The following is a 23,507-nucleotide window of genomic DNA, read 5'->3' as shown; positions in this document are numbered from 1 at the left end:
GCCGGGAATTGACATCAACGTAAATCAAATATGCGCTTGTCGGAGGCGGTTTGCAAATGATCTTGGAACCGAAGCCGCCGATCTAATCGGCGGTCAACAGGACGCGTCGGCAGTGTTCAACGGTGGCAAAACCGTTTGCCGGTAAAACGTGACATAAGCCAGGTTATTGCGCCACCAATTGTGTGAAATAGCAAACTTCTGATCTTGATAGCTCAAATTCAGTTACTTTCGGGAACGAAATAAGTTCACGGGCGGGATTTCTGGTTGCCGGGCGCTGTGACGGCCGCGACCCGTCGCCGCGACGCCCGTCGTTAATCTCGAACGGTGGTTACGAACTGGTCGCCGAGCCGACTCGGCAATCTGAGCGGACAGCGGATCATCGTCACCGGGGCCACCAACGGCGTCGGCCTTGCTACGGCCACGGCACTGGCTCGTGCCGGCGCGCATGTGGTGCTCGCCGTGCGCAACCTCGAACTCGGCGCCCAGCGGGCGGCCGAGATCGGCGGCGACACCTCGATCGTGAAACTCGATCTGGCTGACCAGGCGTCGGTGCGGGCGTTCCCCGACCTGCTCGACGGTGACGTCGACATCCTGATCAACAACGCGGGCCTGGTCGCGCAGAAACGTACCGAAACCGTCGACGGCTTCGAGAACACCCTGGGCACCAACTTCCTCGGGCCGTTCGCGTTGACCAACCTGCTGTTTCCCCGGGTCCGGTCACAGATCATCAACGTCGGCTCCGACGCGCACAAGACGGCCACGATCAACTTCGACGACCCGCACCTGCGCCGGGCCAAGTGGTCGGCGTTTCCGGCGTACGCCCGGTCCAAGCTCGCGGTGATGCTGTGGGGGCTCGAACTGGACCGCCGCCTCCGCGAGGCCGGGTCACCGGTGTGCAGTTACCTGACCCATCCGGGATGGGTGGCCTCGAACCTGTCCAATGTCTCCGAAAAGCCCGTCATGGCGGCCTTCCACAGGGTGGTCAAGGCCGCGGCGAACGTGCTCGCCAACAACACCGATGCCGGGGCCGCACCGACCCTGTACTGCATGACCGAACCGATCCCGCCCGGCAGCTACGTGGGCATCGACAGCAGGCTCGGTCTGAAGGGCGCTCCGACGCTCAGCGGCAGGGCCGCGGTGGCGTGCGACTACACCGACGCGCGCCGGCTCTGGGAGTTCGCCGAGAAGGAAACGGGCACAAGCCTTCCGCTCTAGCTACAGCTCGCTCGGCGGCTGGTTCAGCCGCTCCTTGTTCTCCTCGATGATGGTTTCGACGACGCCGAGCGCCAGTTTCTCCGACCAGTCCCACCGCCACAGTCCAAGGGACTCCTCGACCGGATTCTGGATCTCCGGCGGAAGGTCGCGGATGGTGTGGATGAACGCGGGACCCGCGTAATCCAGATCGCGCCAGGCCTGCAGGAAGTCCGCGATGTAGTAGGCCTGGTTCAGCTCGGACTCCACCGAGGCCGGCTGACCGTACTCGGTGGCCCAGATCTTCTTGTTGCCGTCGCCGTGGGCGGTCATCAGCGCGCGCATCTCGTTCAGCTGGTTGATCGGTGAGCCCTGGAGCCAGGCGCCGGTCGAGAACGGCGTCGTGTAGTGGTACGGGTGGTAGGACAGCGCATCGAAGTAGCCGGCCGCACCCGCCTCGTACATCTCCTTCAGGAAGCGCACCGAGTCGGTGGTCCAGTCGCCGTCGTCGAGGATGGCGCCGATCGAGCCGGCGATGACCACCGCGTCCGGGTCGATCTCCTTGATCACCGGATAGGCCGCCTGCAGCAGTTCGGTGTAGTCGGCGGCGTTCGGCTTCGGCTGCCAGAACATTTGGCCGTTGGGTTCGTTCCAGATCTCGTAGGCGCCGACCTGCCCCTTGTAGCGGGTCGCCACCATGCCCACGTACTCGGCGTACTGGGCCGGGTCGGCGGGGGATCCGACGAGGGGATCCGTGCCCGGCGTCACGGCCCACTCCGGCGGATGGTTGAGCACCGCGAGGACCTTGATGTCGCGGTCGCGCGCGCCGTTGACCAGCCGGTCGGTGCGGTCCCAGGTCCACACGTCGTCCTCGGGTTCCACCAGGGCCCAGGGGATCAGGATCCGGATGGTGTCCACCCCGGATTCCTTCATCAGGTCCAGGCCTTTGGCGAGGTCTTCGTCGGAGTACCACCAGAACTCGGGGGTGGCCACGGCAACCGTGGTCGCGCGCTGGTCGATCGCCGACGACGCCGTGTCCGGCGGGGCGATCGCCACCACGACGGTCGTGGTCGCGGTGCCGCCGTAACCGTCGCTGACGGTGACGGTGAAGGTGTCGGTGGCGTCGCTCGGCGAAGCCGCTGCGGCGTAACGGGATTCGACGTCCGGCACGTAGGTGAACGCGCCCGTCGCCGCGTCGACCTTGACCAGCCCCTTCGTCGGAGCGGTCTGAACCGTGTAGGTGAGGGTGTCGCGCTCGGGATCGTCGACTGACACGACGCCGGTCACCGCGCCGATCGCCAGCGTCGGGTCATTGACCGTCGCGACCGGATTGGCCGGCGCGACATTGACGTGACCGAGCGGGGTGATTGCCAGGTTCAGCTTGTAGGTGGCGGTACCGCCGTGACCGTCGGCGACGGTGACGGTCACCGTCTCGGTCTTGGCCGCTGCGGTGGCCCTCGGCGCCGACGCGGCCCGGCGGGCGGCGTCGGTCGGCGTGAAGGTGAACCGTCCGTCCTCGCCGACGGCCAGCGTGCCCTTCTTCGGAGCAGTCACCGAATAGCTCAGGGTGTCGTTGTCGGCGTCGGTCGCGGACAGCTTGCCGGTGACCACCCCGCTGTTGGGATTGGCCCACACGTCCGTCGCCGTGACGGCGGTCGGCTTGGAGTTCAGCGGGCTGATCTTGACGGCCACCGTCACCGGAACGACGCCGCCGTGCCCGTCGTCGACGGTGACGGTGAAGGTGTCCTGCTTGGCGGCGGCCGCCGCACCGGTTCTGGCCGCTTGATGGCGGGCCTCCGCGGTCGGCGTGTAGGTGAACGACCCGGTGGGACTCAGCGTCACCGTCCCCTTGGCCGGGGCGGTGCTCACCGTGTAGCTCAGCGCATCCCTGTCGCCGTCGCTGGCGGAGACCTTTCCCGTGACCACTCCGGTCGAACTGTTCGGATTGCCAACGGTTTTGGTAATCGTCGGGACTTTGTTGGCCGGCGAGATGTCGATTTCGACGGTCGAGTAGGCCACGCTGCCGCGGCCGTCGGACACCGCCACGGTGAACGAATCGCTCTTCAAGGACCCGTCGGCGCCGGCCGCCGCGTGGCGTGCCGCGGCGGTGGGCGTATAGGTGAACGTCCCGTCGGTCCTCAGCGTGAGCTTGCCCTTGGCCGGCCCGCTGGTGACCGCGTACGTCAACGGATCTTTGTCCGCGTCGGAGGCGCGGATCGCACCCGTGACCGCACCCGTGCTCGCGTTGGGTGCACCGACGGTCGCCGCGGCCGTGGTCGGTGCGGTGTTCGGGCCGATGAGTGAGACGGCGTAGACGACGCCGGCGTCGGCGTTCGTGGTGAACAGCGTCCGGCCGTCGGGGCTGGCCGCCATCCTCGGTGTGGCCGCCAACGGTTCGATCTCCGGCCGCGTCCAGAACATGCGCAGCCTCTCACCGGTTTTCGGCTCGACGGTCATGATCCAGCCGCGCTGGTTCAGCGCGGTGACCATGGAGCCGTCCTTGCTGACGGTCAGCGCGGTGATCGGGTCCAGGCCGATGCTGTTGTAGGAGCCGACCACCGTCCGGGTGCCGGTGTCGTAAACGGTCAGCGTGCCGTCCGCGGCGCCGACGTAGAGCCGCTTGTTGTCCGGGCTGATCGCGATACTCGTTGGGGCGACGGGCGGTTCGGCGAACGCGGTGGATCGGGCCGAGAACCAGGCGTATTGCGTGACCGAGACGGAGCCGGTGCCGTCGGGCTTGGTTCCGATGACGTAGACCGTGGCACTGTCCGAGCCGATGACCAGGCCGGTCGGCCGCGTCCCGGCGGGCAGCTTCACGACGGAGTCGATCGAGTTGTACGCCGTGTTGATCCTGGTGAGCGCCCCGGAATCACCTGCGACGTACAGTACGTCGCCGCGCGGACTCATCGCGATCGCAGTAGGTGAGGCGACGGCGATGGTTTTCACGACCGCGCCGGTCGCCGTGTTGAGCACGGTGACCGTATTGTTTTCGACGCTCGAGACGTACAGGCGGGTGCCGTCGGGTTTGACGGCCAGCGCGTCGGGCGTCGGCCCGGCGTTCAGCGTGCCGATGACCGTGTTGTTCACCGTGTCGATGACGGTTACCGTGCCGGCGGCCCGGTTGGTCACGTAGGCACGCGTAGCAGTGGTGACGACGGCGGTGGTGTCGTCGACAGGGCCGATGTCGGCCAGTTTGGCGATCGGCGCCTCGCCGACCGGAACGTCGATGACCTGCACGATGTTGTTGGTGCCGTCGGACACCGTCACCGTCATCGCGACCGTATCGATCTCGGGTGTGGTGGCGGCGAGGATCCGCTGCGCGGTCGTGGGGGTGTACGTGAACTTCGCGGTCTTGGCGTCGAACGACACGGTGCCGTCGGTGGGGGCTGACGTGAGCTTGTAGGTGAGCTTGTTGCCCTCGGGGTCGACGGCGACGATCCTGCCGGTGACAGCGCCCGTCGCGGCGACCTGCGAGTCGAATTCGGTTGACACCGTAGGGGACTCGTTGACGACGGCGAGCGCGGTGCTCTCGCCGACGTCCCTGCGGGCGAAGGCCGCGAACAGCCACGCCAGCGGCGAGCCCGAAGGATTGCCGGACAGCGCAGCAAAGAACCCCGAGATCGCAGGCGCCACAAGGGTGTTGAGTGCAGTGAAGATCGAGGGCGGGGGAGCCGGCGCCGGGACGGGCGCCTGCTCTTGTTGATCCTCTTCCTGCTGGGTCTCGTGGACGAGCGAGGTGGCTACGAACTGCTGTGCCGCAGCGTCGACCGGCTGCTCGACCGGCGGTTCCTCGGCGGCGGCCGACCGGAGCTGCAGATCGGTGACGTCCGGCGGTGCCGCCGGGCCGGAGACCTGGTTGGCGTATGCGGGTTCGGCCGGTTCGGCGTTGAGCGCGGCGTTCCAATCGTTGTCGCGGTCGGCGGGCTTCGCCGCCGGTTCCTGCTCAGGCTCAGGCTCGGGATCGGGCTCGACGGTCGGCGTCGCGTCGTCCGGGTCGGAAGCCACCACGCCGTCGTCGAGTTCGGAGATCGGGTCGGACTCCGATTCGGGGTCGGTCGACTCGTCGCCGGCGCTCTCGGGCTTGGTGGGGGAGTCGGCCGGCTGATCGGCGGACGGGTTCGCATCCGCCGCGCTGCCGTCCGTCGGCTCCGCCCACACGACGCCGGCAGGCGAGCCCACCGCGAATCCGATCCCTAGCGCGACCGCGAGCGCCCCGACCCGGCCGATATAGCCGCTGTATCCCATCCCCTACCCCCATTTGCTCAGTAACGCACAGCTGACGATAGCCCAGGCGAGGCGTCAATTGCTGAAGCTCGGGGAAATGGTCCGCCTTCCTCGGAAGGTGGGTTCTACCTGCTGAAAGTTGGCCTAGCCGAAGGATCAGGCAAACGCTCCGGTGTCGGGTACGTTTCCGCCGGTGAGGGCGTTTTAACTTAAGCTAAGCGCTGTGGTTAGCGGGGTGCTAGCCGGCGAGCGCGTCTGGTGATTCGGGCAGCACCTGCCCGCCGTCCACGGTGATCGCCTGGCCGGTGAGATATCCCGCCTCGTCGGAGGCGAGGAACGCGGCGAGGTAGCCGATGTCGGCCGGGGTGCCGAGCGCGCCGGCGGGGATTGCGCGCGCCATCCCGGCGAGGTAGTCCTCGCCGAGGTCGGCGAGTCCTTCAGTGAGGATGTTGCCCGGCAGGATCGCGTTGACGGTGATCGCGTGCGGTGCGAGTTCGATCGCGGCGGTGCGCATGAACCCCAACTGGGCCGCCTTCGATGCGCCGTAGTGTGACCAGCCGGGAAACCCGGTGATGGGCCCGGTGATCGACGACGTCAGGATGACGCGGCCCCGGCGCGATGCGATCAGTGCGGGCAGGCAGGATTGCACGGCGAACACGGTGCCCTTGACATTGGTGTCGAGCACCTCGGCGAGCTGCTGGGGCGTCATCGACGCCAGCGGCGCCTCGGGGAAGATTCCGGCGTTGGCGCACAGAACGTCGATGCCGCCGAAGGATTCGACGACGGCGCTCGCCATGGCGCCGCACGACTCGGGGTCGCTGACGTCGGCGCGGACACCGATCACCTTGCCGTCGCCGAGACCGTCGAGTGCCGCGACCGTGTCGTCGAGGTCGCCGGGTGAGCGGGCGGCCACTGCCACGTTCGCACCTGCCTCGGCGAAGACGCCGGCGATGCCGCGACCGATTCCCTTACTGCCGCCGGTGACGACCACCGACCTTCCCGTGAGCGAGAACATCGCCCAAGTCTCGGTCACCGGGCGCTTCTTCGCAGCGCTGCCCGAGCTGCTGTGGGTGGCCCGGTTTATACCACCATGGCGATGGCCGGCACGAAGTTGTAGGTCACCGTGTAGTCCGTCGCGTCCTCGGGTGTGGTGATGGTGTGGCTCTGCGCTCCACCGTCCGACCAGCTGACGTACTCGAGTTGGCCGCCATCGGTCCCCTGCGGGGACGGCGCGCTGACCACGCGCTCGACGCCAACGACGGCGTCGGGGATGACGTGCGAACCCACATACCGGACCCCGTCGACGGTGAACGCCGCGTCCGGATGGCTGGCGTTGAACGTCAACTCGACCGTGTTCGGATGGATGTCGCGGAAGGTGGTCGTCGACAGGCCGCTGCTGTCGGTGACCGTCAGCGTGACCCGATACCAGGTATTGCCGAGCTGATCGCGGGTGCGGGGGATGGTCACGCTGCCGGTGGTGCCGGTGATGCTGTCGCGGAACGGATGTGTGTGCTCGGCGTGGTGGAACACCACGCTCCATTTGTAGGCGTCCGGAGGTAGGGCGCCGTCCTCGGCGTCGGAGGCTTCCGCTTCGAAGGTGATGGTGTCGCCGGCGTTGTAGTTGTCGGGCAGCGTGTCTTTGATGGTCGCGACCGGCGGGGTGCTGCCGACCACGACCCGCTGGGTCGCGGTGCTGGTCTTGTCCCCGTCGGTGACTGTCAGCGTCGCGGTGTAGGCGGTGTAGGTGCCGGTGGTGTTGGTGAACGTCATCGTCGGATTCATCTCGTCGGAGGTGCGCCCGTCGCTGAATGTCCAGCGGTACTGCAACTGATCACCGTCGGGGTCCGTCGAGTCGGCGGCCGAGAAGTTGACGGTCAGCGAGTCGCCCGCCCCGGCGGTGGGTGAGGCGGTGATGACGGCGGTCGGGCCACGGTTGCCGCCGGACGGCCGGATGACCGACAGCTGACCCGGATAGATGTTGAGCTGGTAGATGTTGCCGTCCGGGCTCTGGTCGAGTTTGACGGCGGTGCCCGCCTTGCTGTCGAAGGTGCGCTCGCTGATCAGGCTGGTGAACTCCTGGTCGAAGGTCAGCTCCTTGATCCAGCCCAGGGAGTAGTCGGCGATGTAGACCTTGTTCTGGTATTCCTCGGGAAGCGTTGTGCCCGTGTACACGACGACGGCCGTGATCGAGCCCGCATTGGCCGGCGGCGCGGAGTGCGGGTAGGCGTAGATCGGGTTGACGAACTCGCAGTCGCTGCACTCACCCTCTTCGGACGGCCAGCCGTAGTTGCCGCCGGGGATGACGACGTTGAGCTCCTCCCACTCCGCTTCACCGACGTCGGCGACCAGCAACTTGCCGTTGGGGGTGAAAGTGAAGCGGAACGGGTTGCGCAGGCCGATCGCATAGATCTGTTTGATCGCGCCGGGCGTATTGACGTAGGGGTTGTCGGCCGGAGCTTCGCCGTTGCGGTCGAGGCGCAGGATCTTGCCGTGGATGTTGGTCAGGTCCTGGGCGTTGGCGCCTTCGGTGTTGTCGCCCACCGCCCAGTAGAGGTATTCGCCCTGCGGGTCGAACTGGAGTTCACCACCGTGGTGGAAGTTGTTGCCCAGTTCGGTCGAGACCAGTAGCTCTTCTTCGCTCAGGTACCCGAGAGTCGCCGGGTCGAGCCGGAGCTTGGACAGCCGGTCGTAGTTGTCGGCGCCCGTGTAGGCCACGTAGATGGTGTGATAGCCCTCGGCGCCGTCGGTCCAGAACTGCGGGTCGACCTCGATGCCGACGAGGCCGCGTTCCCCGTCTGCCGTCACGGTCGGCAGGCTGATCAGCGTGCTGACCGTTCCATCCTGCGGATTGTAAACCTTGATGGCCCCGGACTTTTCGGTGATGAAGATTCGGTCGATGGTGTCGCTGTCGCCATCGGCGGGCAGGAACGCGAAGTCCGTCGGCTCGTTGAGGCCGCCGACGACGACGACACGTTCGAGCTCATCGGGCAACGATGTCGAATCCTCGCAACTGGTCAGGAACTGCGCGATCTGTGTCGAGATCTCCCGCCCGAACGGCGAATTCGTGAAGTCGGCGAAGGCCTGGGTGATCTGCTGGGTGACGCCGTGGACGAACTGGGCGACCGGCGTGCGGCTCACGAACTCGATGACACGGGTGGTCTCTCTGCGGGCCCATTCCATCACCGCGGCGATGAGCGGGTTGCCCAGCGGCGAGGCGGGGCCGCCGGGGCCGGCTGCTCCGCCGCCGCCGGTGAACAGCGACATCGCGGCGTTGACGAAGTTGATCGTGCCGGTGATGACGTTGCAGACGCAGGTGGTGACGGCCTGACGGACCTGCCGGACGACCTGCTCGGGTGTGGGTAGCCGGAACGGGGCGGCGACCGGTACGTGGGCGACCGACACCGGTTGCTCTGCTTCGCCTTCGGTGTGAGTGGCGCTGCGTTGGGTGCTGGCGGCCAGCAGTGTGGTGTCGTCGGCCGGCGACTGCTCATCCTCGGGCGCGGTGAAGTCGTCCTTGACGGCCTCGACGAGCGCATCGGTCTCTGACTGGTCGGTGACGTTGTCGGATTCCGTGTCGTCGACGGCCGTTTCCTCGCCGGGTTCTTCGGCGTCGCCGTCTCCGGTCACGTCGCCGTCGCCTGGCTCCTCTTCCACGAGCTCTTCGTCGTCGAGGTCTTCGTCGTCGAGGTCCGGGTCTTCCGCGTCCGGGTCGGTGTCGTCCGCGTCACCGGTCGTCGTGTCGGACGGGTCGGTGCCGGGGTCCGTTGTCGTCGTGGTGCCGGGCGATCCGGCGGTGTTGTCCGATGGGGTGGTGTTCGAGGTGTCCGCGCCGGTGGAGGTCGACGACGATTGTTCGTCGGCCCACGCGATTCCCGGGCTGCTGGCGACCGCCCCGGTGACTCCCAGTGCGACGGCGAGTGCGCCGACACGACCGATGTACTTCGCGTAACCGGAAACGGCCATTCTGTATCCCCCACGATGATCAGTTGGCTAACGGAGAAGCTTCGCTGGCTAACTATGGCACTGCGTTTCGGCTCGTACGGCAAAACAAGTTGATCAGGACGTTTCGATCTCTTTACGTGTTTGAGGCGGCGTCGGGAGTTGATTCGCTGAAAATGATTCTTGAGGAGCTTTATCCATGTGAGACAACAAGAACCTCACCTCGGCAATATTGCAGATGTCGGACGCGGGTCACCGGCATTCTTGGTTATGGTCGGCGCGTAACCAACGAGCGGGGGATCCGGATGCGAGTCGAGCGGGTGTTGGCGGTGTTCCTCCTCGTGATCGTGACGGTGGGCGCAGCGCCGGCCGCGGTGGCGCAGCCGCGCGATCTGGCGGCGGCGCTCGACAAGGTGATCGCCGAGCGGCTGGCTCAGATGGGCGCTCCGGGGGCGATCGTGAGCCTGTCGGTACCCGGTGAGGTTGACTATGTGAAGGCATTCGGGGTCGGCGACACCGCGTCCGGCATGCCGATGCTGGTCGACAACCACACACGGATCGGGAGCGTCACCAAGACGTTCACCGGAACCGCGGTGCTGCAACTCGTCGACGAGGGGCGGATCCGACTGGACGATCCGATCGCCCGGTATGTCGAGGGCGTGCCGTCCGGCGACGTCATCACGCTGGACATGCTGGGTCGGATGCGCAGCGGCTTGGCCAACTACACCGACGACACCGGGTTCGTCGAACGGCTCTACCGAGAATCGCCAAGGGGCCCTGTTGCTTTCGCGATGATGCCGCGCGAACTCGTGGAGGTCGCCCTCGCGAAACCGTTGAACTTCGCGCCGGGTAGCGACTATGAGTACTCGAACACCAACACGGTGCTACTCGGGATGGTGGTCGAGAAGGTGTCGGGCGTGCGGTTGCGGCAGTACCTGCAGGACAACATCTTCGGTCCGCTCGGGTTGACGCAGACCAGCTATCCCGCCGATGGTTGGCTGCCGGGCCCGTACGCGCACGGATACAACAAGAGCCCGGACGAGGTGATCGTCGAGACCACGCTGTGGAACCTGTCGTGGGCGGATGCGGCGGGAAAGATCGTGTCGAACGTGTACGACATGCGTGCCTGGGCGAAGGCGCTGGGGAGCGGCGCGCTGCTGCGGCCCGACACCCACGCCCAGCGGATCAGCGGCGGCTCGTCGGTGGTTCCGGGCGTCGACTATTCATTCGCGATCTTCGATGTCCAGGGGTGGCGCGGCCACAACGGCGACATCCCGGGGTACGCGACGGTCGCGGTGTACCTTCCCGAACGGGACGCCACATTGGTGGTGTTCGTGAACTCGGATGTGGCCGAACCGCATTCGGCGGGACAGATCGCCTATGACGTGACTCGGTTGGTGATGCCGCAGAACGTCTACGAGTTGGGCTCAGAACCGCCCGAGTTGATCGACGAGCCATGAGCCTGAGCGTCATGTCTTGTGGCGCCATCAGGCTGAGGTCGTCCACCCGCCGAGTTCGCACGTGCTATTCGACCGGCATGCGAAGCATGAACTGCGTTGTATGTCAACAGAAAGTGGTGACTGGGCTCTGAGTCCGCGAGATCGACACAGAGGGCACGCAATCGAGCCATCCGAAGGCTCGTGCTGAATTACCATGGCTCGTATGTCGAGCTTTGACCAGGAGTTCCGCAAGCTGGCCGCCCAGCAACAGGCCAGAGACGCAGAGCAATTGAACGCGCAAGACCGCCGACGGCGTGGTGCAGAGGCGGCTGCGGGTGATCTCAGCCGACTTCTCCAAGAATTCCTGAACCGGCTCAGCGCGGAAGGGGTCGAGCCGTGTCAGGTCCGGTTGCCGCATTGGTGGTCGCCTGCCGGGTACGTGCTCGGCGAGAGCCACGGTGGTATCGATTCCCGCCTCATCGGCCTCAGCCTGCTTACTGTGAATAGTGAGGTATACGTCTACTCCGATTACAACAATGAGGAGACTGTGCCGATAACGGCCGACAGCCTTCTATCCGGTCGCGTCAATCTCGGAGGCCGTAGTCCCCAGCTTTCGCCCGACGGAGAACTGTATGTGGACATCGGCAATGACCACGAACAACGAGTATCGATCGAGAGCTACCTCGCCGACATAGCGGTACGAATCGTTGCTGAGAACACAGGCCAACGACAGCCGAGATCCGAGCGCAGGGCTCCGGCTCCCAAGACCCGTCTGGAGGAGAAGATTGACGGCATTCGCACGGAGATGAACGCTCTCAATTCGGCTATCGAGTCTGCGAAAGCGCGGAATGCCGCAGGAGGGAAGGACCCGTATTCGCGCGGTGTCGGGAGAATGGCTAACAAAAGTTCCCGGCTGCTCGCCAAATACGACAGGCTGGTGCAACGAAACCGACGACAACGTTGAGTCCTTCGCCACCCCTGCGCACGATCCGATGGATACCGGCGGCGGCATCGCCGGCGCAGAGAACGCACACATTGTGATGGTCGTGGAGCCTCGCGTACCCACTCTTTGTCCGGGATCCTGAACGGGCGGTGAACCGTGACGAGGCGTCGGGCGTTCCCGGAGGGTGCTTGGACAGTGCCGCCGGTCAGCGAATCGTCTCAACGACCGCAGGAGGTCTGGGAGCAGTCGCGCTGACCGATGTCGCCCGGTCGCGTGGTCCGCAGAACGACGATGAGCGCCAGCACAGAAGCACGAAACCCGCGGCGATGCGGAGGGCAGTCGACCACCACTCAGGCCATATCTGGCACCACGTTGTCTGCTCGTCCACCGTGTGCAGCATGATCATCAGAAGATATCGACCACGTCGCCTGGCGCGGTTGCGAAAATGCCTCTGATCTGGAAAAACCTGGGTGCCCCCGGCAGGATTCGAACCTGCGGCCTTCTGCTCCGGAGGCAGACGCTCTATCCCCTGAGCTACGGGGGCGCATGAGTGGAACTGCGCCGATGGGCCTGCACAGCCTAACGCATGGCCGCGACGCCTAACGGATTCGGGGGCTGACCACCCGAGACCATAGGATGGACCCCCGTGACCCCCGCCGATCTGGCCGACCTGCTCAAGACCACCGCCGCCGCGGTGCTGGCCGAGCATGGCCTCGACGCGTCCGCCCTGCCGGAGACGGTCACCGTCGAGCGCCCACGCAACCCCGACCACGGCGACTACGCCACCAACCTGGCCCTTCAGCTGGGCAAGAAGGTCGGCGCCAACCCGCGCGAACTGGCCGGTTGGCTGGCCACCGCGCTGGCCGCGCACCCGGGCATCTCGGGCGCCGACGTCGCCGGCCCCGGCTTCGTCAACCTGCGCCTCGAGGCGTCCGCGCAGAACGTCATCGTCACCGACGTGCTCGCCGCCGGACCCGCCTACGGCCACTCCGACGCGCTGGCCGGCCACAACATCAACCTCGAGTTCGTCTCGGCCAACCCCACCGGCCCCATCCACATCGGCGGCACCCGCTGGGCCGCGGTCGGCGACGCGCTGGGCCGGCTGCTGTCCACCCAGGGCGCCGCGGTCACCCGCGAGTACTACTTCAACGACCACGGCGCCCAGATCGACCGGTTCACCAACTCGCTGATCGCCGCCGCCAAGGGTGAGCCCACCCCCGAGGACGGGTACGCCGGCGACTACATCAAAGACATCGCCGCGCAGGTCCTGGCCAAGGACCCCGGCGCCCTCGACCTGCCCGACGACCAGATGCGCGAGACCTTCCGCGCCATCGGCGTCGACCTGATGTTCAGCCACATCAAGCAGTCGCTGCACGAATTCGGCACCGACTTCGACGTCTACACCCACGAAGACTCGATGCACACCTCCGGGCGCGTCGACCAGGCCATCGCCCAACTCCGCGAGGCCGGCAGCATCTACGAGAAAGACGGCGCCGTCTGGCTGCGCACCACCGACTACGGCGACGACAAGGACCGGGTCGTCATCAAGAGTGACGGCGCCCCGGCCTACATCGCCGCCGACATCGCGTACTACCTCGACAAGCGGGCCCGCGGCTTCGACCTGTGCATCTACATGCTCGGCGCCGACCACCACGGCTACATCGCCCGGCTCAAGGCCGTCGCCGCGGCGCTCGGCGAGGACCCGGCCACCGTCGAGGTGCTCATCGGCCAACTGGTCAACCTCGTGCGCGACGGTCAGCCGGTGCGGATGAGCAAGCGGGCCGGCACCGTGATCACCCTCGATGACCTGGTCGACGCGATCGGTGTCGACGCCGCCCGGTACTCGCTGATCCGGTCGTCGGTGGACAGCCCGATCGACATCGACCTCGCGCTGTGGTCCTCGGCCTCCAACGAAAACCCGGTCTACTACGTGCAATACGCCCACGCGCGGCTCTCGGCGCTGGCCCGCAACGCCGCCGACCTCGGCGTGGCCCCGGACACCGCGAACCTGCAGCTGCTCACCCACGACAAGGAGGGGACGCTGATCCGCAACATCGGCGAGTTCCCGCGCGTACTCAAAACCGCTGCCACGCTTCGCGAACCGCACCGGGTGTCGCGTTACCTCGAAGACCTCGCCGGTGACTACCACCGCTTCTACGACTCCTGCCGGGTGCTGCCGCAGGGCGACGAGACGCCCAACGAGCTGCACGGTGCGCGTCTGGCGCTGTGTCAGGCCACCCGCCAGGTCATCGCCAACGGCCTGGGCATCCTCGGCGTCACCGCTCCGGAGCGCATGTGATCGCCCATCCCGCCGGACCCCGGCACGCCGAAGAGGTGCACCACACCGGCGCGCCGGCCCATCCGCAGTCCCCCGATGAGGTGCTGCTGCTCGCACCGAATGTGTGGCCCCGCAGCACCGTTCGCGACGAGCGTGGCGAGGTGTCGATCGGCGGCGTGAAAGTCTCCGACATCGCCGCCGAGTTCGGCACCCCGACGTTCGTGGTCGACGAGGACGACTTCCGGTTCCGCTGCCGCGAGATCGCCGACGCGTTCGGCGGCGGTGAGAACGTCCGCTACGCCGCTAAGGCGTTCATGTGCAAAGAGGTCGCCCGCTGGATCGCCGAAGAAGGCCTGTCCCTCGACGTCGCCAGCGGCGGCGAGTTGGCCGTCGCGATGGCCGGCGGCTTCCCGGCTGAGCGGATCGCGTTGCACGGCAACAACAAGTCGATCGACGAGCTGACCGCCGCGGTCAAGGCCGGCATCGAGCACGTGGTGGTCGACTCGATGATCGAGATCGACCGCCTCGACGAGATCGCGGCCGCCGCCGGCGTGGTTCAGGACGTGCTGGTGCGCGTCACCGTCGGCGTCGAGGCGCACACCCACGAGTTCATCTCCACCGCCCACGAAGACCAGAAGTTCGGGCTGTCGCTGGCCTCGGGTGCCGCGATGGACGCCGTACGCCGCGTCTTCGAGGCCGGCCATCTGCGGCTCAAAGGTCTGCACAGCCACATCGGTTCCCAGATCTTCGACGTCGCGGGATTCGAGATCGCCGCGCACCGCGTGATCGGTCTGCTGCGCGACGTGGTCGCCGAGTTCGGCGTCGACAAGACCTCCCAGATGTCGATCGTCGACCTTGGTGGGGGACTCGGCATTTCATACCTGCCCGACGATGACCCGCCGCCGGTCGCCGAACTGGCTGCCAAGCTGGCCAAGATCGTGCGCGATGAGTCCGCCGCCGTCGGCCTGCCCGCCCCGCGGCTGGTGGTCGAACCCGGCCGCGCCATCGCCGGGCCCGGCACCATCACTCTGTACCGGGTCGGCACGGTCAAGGATGTCGCGGTCAGCCCCACCGCGCACCGCCGGTACGTCAGTGTCGACGGCGGCATGAGCGACAACATCCGCACCTCGCTCTACGGCGCCGAATACGACGCGCGGCTGATCTCCCGCGTCAGCGATGCGGAACCGGCACTGGCCCGGATCGTCGGAAAGCACTGCGAGAGCGGCGACATCGTCGTCCGCGACACGTGGGTGCCCGGCGACATCGAACCCGGTGACCTGCTGGGCGTCGCGGCCACCGGTGCTTACTGCTATTCGATGTCGAGCCGCTACAACCTGATCGGTCGTCCCGCTGTGGTGGCCGTGCGCGACGGGCACGCCCGCCTGATCCTGCGCCGGGAGACGGTCGACGACCTGCTGAGTCTGGAAGTGAGGTAACGATGACTGACCTTGAGAAGCCGATCGGCGTAGCGGTCCTCGGTCTGGGAAACGTCGGCAGCCAGGTGGTGCGCATCATCGAGGAGAGCGCCGACGACCTGGCCGCCCGCATCGGCGCACCGCTGCAGTTGCGGGGTGTCGGTGTGCGGCGCGTCGCCGAAGACCGCGGTGTACCCGTCGACTTGTTGACCGACAACATCGACGATCTGGTCTCCCGCGACGACGTCGACATCGTCGTCGAACTGATGGGTCCGGTCGAGCCGGCGCGCAAGGCCATCCTGTCCGCGCTCGAACAGGGCAAGTCGGTGATCACCGCCAACAAGGCGCTGATGGCGGTCTCCACCGGCGAACTGGCCCAAGCCGCCGAAAACGCCCGCGTCGACCTGTATTTCGAGGCCGCGGTAGCCGGTGCGATCCCGGTGATCCGCCCGCTGACCCAGTCGCTGGCCGGCGACAGCGTGGTGCGCGTGGCCGGCATCGTCAACGGCACGACCAACTACATCCTCTCCGAGATGGACTCCACCGGCGCGGACTACGCCAGCGCGCTGGCCGACGCGGGCGCGCTCGGATACGCCGAGGCCGACCCGACCGCCGACGTCGAGGGTTACGACGCCGCGGCCAAGGCGGCGATCCTCGCCTCGATCGCGTTCCACACCCGGGTCACCGCCGACGACGTCTACCGCGAGGGCATCACCAAGGTCACCGCCGCCGACTTCGAATCCGCACGGGCTCTGGGCTGCACCATCAAGCTGCTGGCGATCTGCGAGCGCCTCACCTCAGACGAAGGCCAACAACGTGTTTCGGCGCGCGTCTACCCGGCGCTGGTGCCGCTGGACCACCCGCTGGCCTCGGTCAACGGCGCCTTCAACGCCGTGGTCGTCGAGGCCGAGGCGGCCGGCCGGCTGATGTTCTACGGCCAGGGCGCCGGCGGTGCGCCGACAGCGTCGGCGGTGATGGGCGACCTGGTGATGGCCGCGCGCAACCGCGTGCAGGGCGGCCGCGGGCCCCGGGAGTCCAAGTACGCCAAGCTGCCGATCGCGCCGATCGGGTTCATCCCGACCCGCTACTACGTCAACATGAACGTCGCCGACCGGCCGGGTGTGCTGTCTGCGGTGGCAGCCGAATTCGCCAAGCGTGAGGTCAGTATCGCCGAGGTGCGCCAGGAGGGCATGGTCGACGAGGGTGGTCAGCGGTGCGGGGCACGCATCGTCGTGGTCACCCACCAGGCCAACGACGCCGCGCTGTCGGAGACCGTCGAGGCGCTCGCGGATCTCGAAGTGGTGCAGGCCATCAACAGCGTGCTGCGCATGGAAGGAACGACCGAATGAGCACCCCGTCGCAGACCGTGCACCAGCCCTGGCCGGGGCTGATCGCCGCGTACCGGGACCGTCTTCCGGTCCAGGACAACTGGACCCCGATCACCCTGCGCGAAGGCGGCACACCGTTGCTGCCGGCCCCCCGGCTCTCCGAATTCACCGGCTGCACCGTGCATCTGAAGGTCGAGGGTCTCAACCCGACCGGTTCGTTCAAGGACCGCGGTATGACGATGGCCGTCACCGAAGCGGTCGCGCACGGCCAGCAGGCGGTGCTGTGCGCCTCGACGGGCAACACCTCGGCCTCGGCGGCCGCCTACGCCGCCAGGGCCGGCATCACCTGTGCGGTGCTGGTGCCGCAGGGCAAGATCGCGATGGGCAAGCTGGCGCAGGCAGTCATGCACGGCGCCAAGATCATTCAGGTCGACGGCAACTTCGACGACTGCCTGGAGCTGGCGCGCAAGCTGACCGCCGACTTCCCGACCGTGTCGCTGGTCAACTCGGTCAACCCGTTCCGCATCGAAGGGCAGAAGACCGCCGCCTTCGAGATCGTCGACGCGCTCGGCACCGCGCCCGATGTGCACTCCCTGCCGGTCGGCAACGCAGGCAACATCACCGCGTACTGGAAGGGCTACACCGAGTACCACCGCGACGGGTTGGCCGACCGGTTGCCCCGGATGCTGGGCACGCAGGCCGCCGGAGCCGCCCCGCTGGTGCACGGCGCGCCGGTCAGCGACCCGGAGACCATCGCCACCGCCATCCGGATCGGCTCACCCGCATCGTGGGCGACCGCGGTGGAGGCTCAGCAGCAGTCCAACGGCCGCTTCCTGGCCGCCACCGATGAGGAGATCCTGTCGGCCTACCACCTGGTCGCCCGCACCGAAGGCGTGTTCGTCGAACCGGCGTCGGCGGCCAGCATCGCCGGTCTGCTCAAGTCCATCGAGGACGGTTGGGTGGCCAAGGGGTCGACGGTCGTGTGCACGGTGACCGGCAACGGTCTCAAGGATCCCGACACCGCGCTGAAGGGCATGCCGCAGGTGATCCCGGTGCCCGTCGACCCCGTCGCCGTCGTCGAGAAGTTGGGTCTGGGCTAGCCGGTGACTCACGCACTACCCGTCGGACTCACCGCGACCTCCGTCGTCGCCGCCTCCAGCGCCAACCTCGGACCGGGTTTCGACAGCCTCGGGATCGCGCTCGGTCTCTATGACGAAATCGTCGTCGAGACAACCGAATCCGGGTTGACCGTTGAGGTCGAGGGTGAAGGCGCGGGGCAGGTCCCGCTCGACGCGAGCCACCTGGTGGTCCGCGCGATCGACCGGGGTCTGCAGGCGGCCGGTGTCACCGCCGCGGGCATGACGGTGCGCTGCCGCAACGACATTCCGCACTCGCGGGGCCTCGGGTCCTCGGCGGCCGCGGTCGTCGGCGGGTTGGCCGTCGTCAACGGGCTTGTCGCGCAGGCGGGTTTGACTCCGCTGACCGAACAGCAACTGGTCCAGTTGTCCTCGGAGTTCGAGGGACATCCGGACAACGCGTCGGCCGCGGTGCTGGGTGGGGGAGTGGTGTCGTGGACCGAGGACGACGGAGCGGCGCCGCGGTACGCCGCCGCGCCGATCCGCGTGCACCCCGACATCCGCCTGTTCTCCGGCATCCCGACCCAGCGGTCGTCGACCGCGGAGACCCGCGTGCTGCTGCCCGACCATGTCAGCCACGCCGACGCCCGGTTCAACGTGAGCCGCGCTGCGTTGCTGGTTGTGGCGCTCACTGAACGGCCCGATCTGCTGATGGCCGCCACCGAGGACGTCCTGCACCAGCCTCAGCGGGCCGCGGCGATGCCCGCGTCCGCGGAATACCTGCGGGTCTTGCGGCGTTGTGGCTGTGCGGCGGTGCTCTCGGGGGCCGGCCCCTCGGTATTGGCGCTGAGCACGACGCCGAAGTTGCCGGCCGAAGCCCTCGAGTTCGCCACCGCGAACGGGTTCACCGTCAGCGAGATGACCGTCGGGAACGGTGTCCGTTGGACGTCTGGCGTCGCAGTTCGGAGTTGACATCGGTGCCGGCCCGGATTCACGGAAGCCACACGACACGCACGTCTTCCTTGATTCCCGCAGCGATGCGGGATATTCTCGCTTTCGTCAGGCAATCGCAGCGTCTCTACCTGCGCCGACACTAGGACACCACTCATTTCCCTTTGGGGCTACTCGTGGATTGACGGTTCGCCGCACAGCGGCGGGTCCCGGCTATCACCGTTGCAGAGGAAATGGTGGAGCCCACGCGTTCAGTGGATCAGCTGAGCGCACCGAATCCCCGCATGACTTGTTCAGCGAGGGAAAGAAAGGAACTCCGTGACTGATACGGACCTGTTCACGGCTGGGGGCAGCAGCGACAACGGTGCGCTGTCGGACACCGTGAGTCCAGATACAACTTCTGCGGCAGCGGGCGGGGCGGCTGAAACGCCCACCGCTGAGACCGCACCGACGGCCGACGTCGCATCCGGCGACCGCGCCGCGTCCCTGTCCACGATGGTGCTGCCGGAACTGCGCGCCCTGGCCAAGGAAATCGGCGTCGAGGGCGCATCGGGTATGCGCAAGAGCGAACTTGTCGCGGCCATCCGTGAGCGTCGAGGTGACGCCAACGGGCGCGGCAAGCAGCCGCGCGCGGCGGCCGCGGAACCGGCAGCCGAAGCGCCGGCAGCCGAAGCGCCGGCGGCCGAGAAGCCGGCCGCCGAGAACGCTGATGCCGAAGCCTCGCCGCCTCGCCGCCAGCGCCGCGGCGCGTCGCGCACCGCGGGCGCACCGGTCGGGCAGGACGCGTCCGCGCCGTCCGACGGCGCCGGCGAGGGCGCCGACACCCAAGCGGCCAACGACAGCGATGCCAAAGGCAACCAGGCCAAGGGCGACGACGCCAAGGACGCCGGCGACAAAGCTGAGGGCGCCAAGGACCAGGGCGATCGCAGCCAGGGTGACCGCAATCAGGGCGACCGCAGCCAGGGTGACCGCAATCAGGGCGACCGCAGCCAGAGGTCGGCCAAGTCGGAGAACAAGTCCGACGGCGACCAGCAGTCCTCTGATCAACAGGGCGACCAGAACCGCAACAACAACAACGACGACGACGGCGACGGCCGCGGCGGTCGACGCGGCCGCCGGTTCCGGGACCGCAGGCGCCGTGAACGCGGCGGCGACGGTGGCGGCGGCGAGACCGAACTGCGTGACGACGACGTCGTGCAGCCCGTCGCGGGCATCCTCGACGTCCTCGACAACTACGCGTTCGTCCGCACCTCCGGCTACCTCGCCGGACCCAACGACGTCTACGTGTCGATGAACATGGTGCGCAAGAACGGCCTGCGCCGCGGTGACGCGGTGACCGGTGCGGTGCGGGTGCCCAAGGAGGGCGGCGACGGCGGCGGTCAGAATCCGCGCCAGAAGTTCAACCCGCTGGTCCGCCTCGACACCGTCAACGGCAAGCCGGTCGAGGAGGCCAAGAAGCGGCCCGACTTCAACAAGCTGACCCCGCTGTACCCGAACCAGCGGCTGCGCCTGGAGACCTCGCCCGACAAGCTGACGACGCGCGTGATCGATCTGATCATGCCGATCGGCAAGGGTCAGCGCGCGCTGATCGTGTCCCCGCCGAAGGCCGGTAAGACGACGATCATGCAGGACATCGCCAACGCGATCACCACGAACAACCCGGAATGCCACCTGATGGTGGTGCTCGTCGACGAGCGTCCGGAAGAAGTGACCGACATGCAGCGCTCGGTCAAGGGCGAGGTCATTGCCTCGACCTTCGACCGTCCGCCGTCCGATCACACCCAGGCCGCCGAGTTGGCGATCGAGCGGGCCAAGCGCCTGGTCGAACAGGGCAAGGACGTTGTCGTGCTGCTGGACTCGATCACCCGTCTCGGCCGCGCGTACAACAACGCGTCGCCGGCCTCGGGTCGCATCCTCTCCGGTGGTGTCGACTCGACCGCGCTCTATCCGCCGAAGCGGTTCCTGGGCGCGGCGCGCAACATCGAAGAGGGCGGCTCGCTGACCATCGTCGCCACCGCCATGGTGGAGACCGGTTCGACCGGTGACACGGTGATCTTCGAGGAGTTCAAGGGCACCGGCAACGCCGAGCTCAAACTCGACCGCAAGATCGCCGAGCGCCGGGTCTTCCCGGCCGTCGACGTCAACCCGTCCGGCACCCGCAAGGACGAGCTGCTGCTGTCCGCGGATGAGTTCGCGGTCGTGCACAAGCTTCGTCGCGTGCTGTCCGGGCTCGACCCGCACCAGGCCATCGACCTGCTGATGAGCCAGCTGCGCAAGACCAAGAACAACTACGAGTTCCTGGTCCAGGTCTCCAAGACCGCCCCGGGTTCGGCGGACGCCGACTAATTTTCGGCGACTTCGGTGCCGCTGGTTGCGCTCAGCGCCACCGGCGGCACCGAAATCACTCGGCGGGGGCGGCGAGCAATCCCGGCGTCACGTAACGGCGTAGGTACCGCAGTACCGCGTCGGCGTCACCGGGGTCCAGCGTGTCACCCGGCACCGTGGCGATCGAGATCAGCACGCGGGCAAGCCATTCCGATGCCTCGGCGATATCGGTGTCGGGGTGGATCTCACCGGTCTCGCGCGCCGCGATCAGATAGCGCGACCAGAAATCCGCCAGGTCGGGAACCAGGCCCTGAACGCCGGCGCCCGCGCAGGCGGCGAACTCCTCGGGCTCCTCGATGCGCAGCTTCATCAGCAGGGCGCCGGGATCGTCGTAGGCGGTGCGCCCGTGCAGGATGCCCGCCGTCAGTTGGCGGTCGAGGCCCTCGACACGCTCGAGCATCGCGTGGGCCTCCGACCAGTACGCGTCGTTCAGCCGGACGATCGCCGCGCCGAGCAGCGTCACCTTGTCCGGAAAATGCCGGTACAGCCACGCGCGCGACACACCCGCGGCCTCGGCCACCTCCGACACCGTCGTCGACCGAATCCCTTTGGCGCGCAGACAGACTTCCGCCGCGTCAATCAGGCGATCGCGGACGTTCTTGGTCGCCGTGCCGCTCGTCACCAGGTCGACTCCTCAGTTGGTCTCGCGTCAAGTGGGCCGATCACCGCATTGTGTCATGGTAGACACACCCCGAGATCTGTTCACTGTCGAGAGGTGCGCCATGGCGGACACGCTCCAGCAGCTGCTCGGCGAGCGCGCCGAGGACGACTCGGTCGCCGTCCGGTACGGGGACCGCGCCTGGTCATACCGCGAGTACGTCGCCGACGCGCGCGCCCAGGCCGCGGCCCTCATCGCGGCCGCCGATCCGAACCGCCCCCTGCACGTCGGAGTTCTGCTGGGCAACACCCCCGACATCCTGGGCGCGCTCGCGGCGGCCGCGGTCGGCGGCTATGTGCTGTGCGGGATCAACACCACCCGCCGCGGGGAGGCGTTGGCGCGCGACATCCTCAAGGTGCACTGCCAGTTCCTGATCACCGACGCCGAGCACCGTCCACTGCTCGACGGTCTCGACCTGCCCGGCGTCACCGTCTTCGACACCTCACAGCCCGCCTGGACCGAGTTCGTGGGCGCCGCGCCGGCGTTCGCGCCGCACCGCACGGTCGGCGTCGACGACACCTTCATGATGATCTTCACCTCCGGCACCAGCGGCGACCCGAAGGCCGTGCAGGTCGCCCACATGATGCCGCTGTTCGCCGGCACCGCACTCGCCGAACGGTTCGAGCTCACCCGCGGCGACACCTGTTACCTGTCGATGCCGATGTTCCACTCGAACGCCGTCGTCGGCGGCTGGGCGCCGGCCCTGGTCGCCGGCGCCGCCATGGTCCCCGCGAAGTTCTCCGCGTCGCGCTTCCTCGACGACATCCGCCGCTACGGCGTCACCTACATGAACTACGTCGGCAAACCGCTGGCCTACGTGCTCGCCACGCCCGAGCGCCCCGACGACCGGGACAACCCGCTGCGCGTCGCGTTCGGCAACGAAGCCACCGACCGCGACATCGAGGAGTTCGCCCGGCGGTTCGACGTCGTCGTCGACGACGGTTTCGGCTCGACCGAGAACGCGGTGATCATCACCCGCACCCCGGACACCCCGAAAGGGTCCATCGGCCAAGGTTTTCCGGGTGTGGCGATCTACAACAGCGAGACCGTGACCGAATGTCCCGTCGCCGAGTTCGACGCCAACGGCGCGCTGACCAACGCCGACGTCGCGGTCGGGGAGTTGGTCAACACCGACGGCAGCGGCCTGTTCCGCGGCTACTACAACGACCGCGACGCCACCGACGAGCGGATGCGCCACGGCATGTACTGGTCGGGCGATCTGGCGTACCGCGGCGCCGACGGCTTCATCTACCTCGCCGGGCGAACCGCCGACTGGATGCGCGTCGACGGCGAGAACCTGGCGACCGCGCCGATCGAGCGCATCCTGCTGCGCCTGCCGGCGATCAACCGCGTCGCGGTGTACCCGGTGCCCGACGAACTCGTCGGCGACCAGGTGATGGCCGCCGCGGTGCTCCGGGACGGCGCCGAGGTCACCCCCGAGACGTTCGAGCAGTTCCTGGCCGCCCAACGTGACCTGTCGCCGAAGGCCTGGCCGCGATACCTCTGGATCGCCGACGACCTGCCCAGCACCGCGACCAACAAGATCTTGAAACGCGAACTCATCGCGCTCGGCACCCGTACCGCCGGCAGAAAACTCCTGCACCGCGACGGCAGCAAATACCACTGGGCCGCCGATTAGCGCTATGTAGGATCGGTTCATGCGCAAGGGTGGAGCGCACC

At 67.4% G+C, this 23,507-nt stretch carries 14 protein-coding genes and 1 tRNA gene; 10 read left to right on the top strand and 5 right to left on the bottom strand.

The genetic code is table 11. From position 1 onward, the window contains the following. Window positions 1-324: 324 nt before the first annotated feature. Window positions 325-1,215, top strand: coding sequence for an SDR family NAD(P)-dependent oxidoreductase (locus BHQ18_RS16770; RefSeq protein ID WP_069414775.1), 891 nt, complete (start codon window positions 325-327; stop codon window positions 1,213-1,215). On the opposite strand, the gene BHQ18_RS16765 is transcribed toward BHQ18_RS16770, so the two are convergent. From BHQ18_RS16765 to BHQ18_RS16755, 3 genes are all read right to left on the bottom strand, one after another. Continuing rightward, window positions 1,216-5,436 carry a cadherin-like domain-containing protein gene (locus BHQ18_RS16765; protein WP_069414774.1) on the bottom strand — a complete coding sequence of 1,407 codons (4,221 nt, stop codon included), beginning with the start codon at window positions 5,434-5,436 and terminating at the stop codon, window positions 1,216-1,218. A gap of 217 nt (window positions 5,437-5,653) precedes the next feature. After that, entirely contained in the window at window positions 5,654-6,430 is a 777-nt protein-coding gene (fabG, locus tag BHQ18_RS16760; protein ID WP_069414894.1) for a 3-oxoacyl-ACP reductase FabG, read from the bottom strand. Between the two features lie 65 nt (window positions 6,431-6,495). Further along, window positions 6,496-9,378: a PQQ-dependent sugar dehydrogenase gene (locus BHQ18_RS16755; RefSeq protein ID WP_069414773.1), complete on the bottom strand. Its 2,883-nt coding sequence runs from the start codon at window positions 9,376-9,378 to the stop codon at window positions 6,496-6,498. A 281-nt stretch (window positions 9,379-9,659) separates the two neighbouring features. Here BHQ18_RS16755 and BHQ18_RS16750 point away from each other — a divergent pair, with 281 nt between their 5' ends. Together BHQ18_RS16750 and BHQ18_RS16745 are read left to right on the top strand one after the other, a co-directional pair. After that, window positions 9,660-10,814: a serine hydrolase domain-containing protein gene (locus tag BHQ18_RS16750; RefSeq protein ID WP_069414772.1), complete on the top strand. Its 1,155-nt coding sequence runs from the start codon at window positions 9,660-9,662 to the stop codon at window positions 10,812-10,814. Between the two features lie 202 nt (window positions 10,815-11,016). Next, a complete protein-coding gene (locus BHQ18_RS16745) occupies window positions 11,017-11,757 on the top strand; it encodes a hypothetical protein (protein WP_131815702.1) in 741 nt (246 codons plus the stop codon). 450 nt (window positions 11,758-12,207) lie between these two features. Here BHQ18_RS16745 and BHQ18_RS16740 read toward each other — a convergent pair. Beyond that, a tRNA-Arg gene (locus BHQ18_RS16740) sits at window positions 12,208-12,280 on the bottom strand. 102 nt (window positions 12,281-12,382) lie between these two features. Between BHQ18_RS16740 and argS the strand changes: the two genes are divergently transcribed. From argS to rho, 6 genes are all read left to right on the top strand, one after another. After that, complete coding sequence (argS, locus tag BHQ18_RS16735) at window positions 12,383-14,035, top strand: arginine--tRNA ligase (protein WP_069414770.1); 1,653 nt, start codon at window positions 12,383-12,385, stop codon at window positions 14,033-14,035. Then, window positions 14,032-15,450 (top strand): diaminopimelate decarboxylase, encoded by a 1,419-nt coding sequence (lysA, locus tag BHQ18_RS16730; protein WP_069414769.1) that lies wholly within the window; start codon window positions 14,032-14,034, stop codon window positions 15,448-15,450. Before argS ends, lysA begins: the two co-directional genes overlap by 4 nt. 2 nt (window positions 15,451-15,452) lie before the next feature. Then, on the top strand, window positions 15,453-16,778 hold the full coding sequence (locus tag BHQ18_RS16725; protein WP_069414768.1) for a homoserine dehydrogenase: 1,326 nt from the start codon (window positions 15,453-15,455) through the stop codon (window positions 16,776-16,778). Continuing rightward, on the top strand, window positions 16,775-17,857 hold the full coding sequence (gene thrC, locus BHQ18_RS16720) for a threonine synthase (RefSeq protein WP_069414767.1): 1,083 nt from the start codon (window positions 16,775-16,777) through the stop codon (window positions 17,855-17,857). The genes BHQ18_RS16725 and thrC overlap by 4 nt, the downstream gene beginning before the upstream one ends. Window positions 17,858-17,860: 3 nt before the next feature. Next, window positions 17,861-18,805, top strand: a complete 945-nt coding sequence (gene thrB, locus BHQ18_RS16715; protein WP_069414766.1) for a homoserine kinase — start codon at window positions 17,861-17,863, stop codon at window positions 18,803-18,805. 297 nt (window positions 18,806-19,102) lie between these two features. Further along, window positions 19,103-21,130 carry a transcription termination factor Rho gene (gene rho / locus BHQ18_RS16710; protein ID WP_069414765.1) on the top strand — a complete coding sequence of 676 codons (2,028 nt, stop codon included), beginning with the start codon at window positions 19,103-19,105 and terminating at the stop codon, window positions 21,128-21,130. 55 nt (window positions 21,131-21,185) lie between these two features. Here rho and BHQ18_RS16705 read toward each other — a convergent pair whose 3' ends face one another. Beyond that, a complete protein-coding gene (locus tag BHQ18_RS16705) occupies window positions 21,186-21,791 on the bottom strand; it encodes a TetR/AcrR family transcriptional regulator (protein ID WP_069414764.1) in 606 nt (201 codons plus the stop codon). Between the two features lie 100 nt (window positions 21,792-21,891). Here BHQ18_RS16705 and fadD1 point away from each other — a divergent pair, with 100 nt between their 5' ends. Next, window positions 21,892-23,466, top strand: a complete 1,575-nt coding sequence (fadD1, locus tag BHQ18_RS16700; protein ID WP_069414763.1) for a fatty-acid--CoA ligase FadD1 — start codon at window positions 21,892-21,894, stop codon at window positions 23,464-23,466. Window positions 23,467-23,507: the final 41 nt, after the last annotated feature.

The organism is Mycolicibacterium flavescens (assembly GCF_001722335.1).
In the GTDB taxonomy this organism is placed as follows: domain Bacteria; phylum Actinomycetota; class Actinomycetes; order Mycobacteriales; family Mycobacteriaceae; genus Mycobacterium; species Mycobacterium flavescens.
Note: the sequence above shows the minus strand (reverse complement) of the source record. Positions and strands in the feature narration are given on the sequence as shown.

Excerpts from the sequence above, each read along its gene's own strand:
- fabG (WP_069414894.1), bottom strand. The coding sequence starts at position 6,430 with ATGTTCTCGCTCACGGGAAGGTCGGTGGTCGTCACCGGCGGCAGTAAG.
- BHQ18_RS16725 (WP_069414768.1), top strand. The coding sequence starts at position 15,453 with ATGACTGACCTTGAGAAGCCGATCGGCGTAGCGGTCCTCGGTCTGGGA.
- BHQ18_RS16750 (WP_069414772.1), top strand. The coding sequence starts at position 9,660 with ATGCGAGTCGAGCGGGTGTTGGCGGTGTTCCTCCTCGTGATCGTGACG.
- thrC (WP_069414767.1), top strand. The coding sequence starts at position 16,775 with ATGAGCACCCCGTCGCAGACCGTGCACCAGCCCTGGCCGGGGCTGATC.
- BHQ18_RS16745 (WP_131815702.1), top strand. The coding sequence starts at position 11,017 with ATGTCGAGCTTTGACCAGGAGTTCCGCAAGCTGGCCGCCCAGCAACAG.
- BHQ18_RS16765 (WP_069414774.1), bottom strand. The coding sequence starts at position 5,436 with ATGGGATACAGCGGCTATATCGGCCGGGTCGGGGCGCTCGCGGTCGCG.
- BHQ18_RS16755 (WP_069414773.1), bottom strand. The coding sequence starts at position 9,378 with ATGGCCGTTTCCGGTTACGCGAAGTACATCGGTCGTGTCGGCGCACTC.
- fadD1 (WP_069414763.1), top strand. The coding sequence starts at position 21,892 with ATGGCGGACACGCTCCAGCAGCTGCTCGGCGAGCGCGCCGAGGACGAC.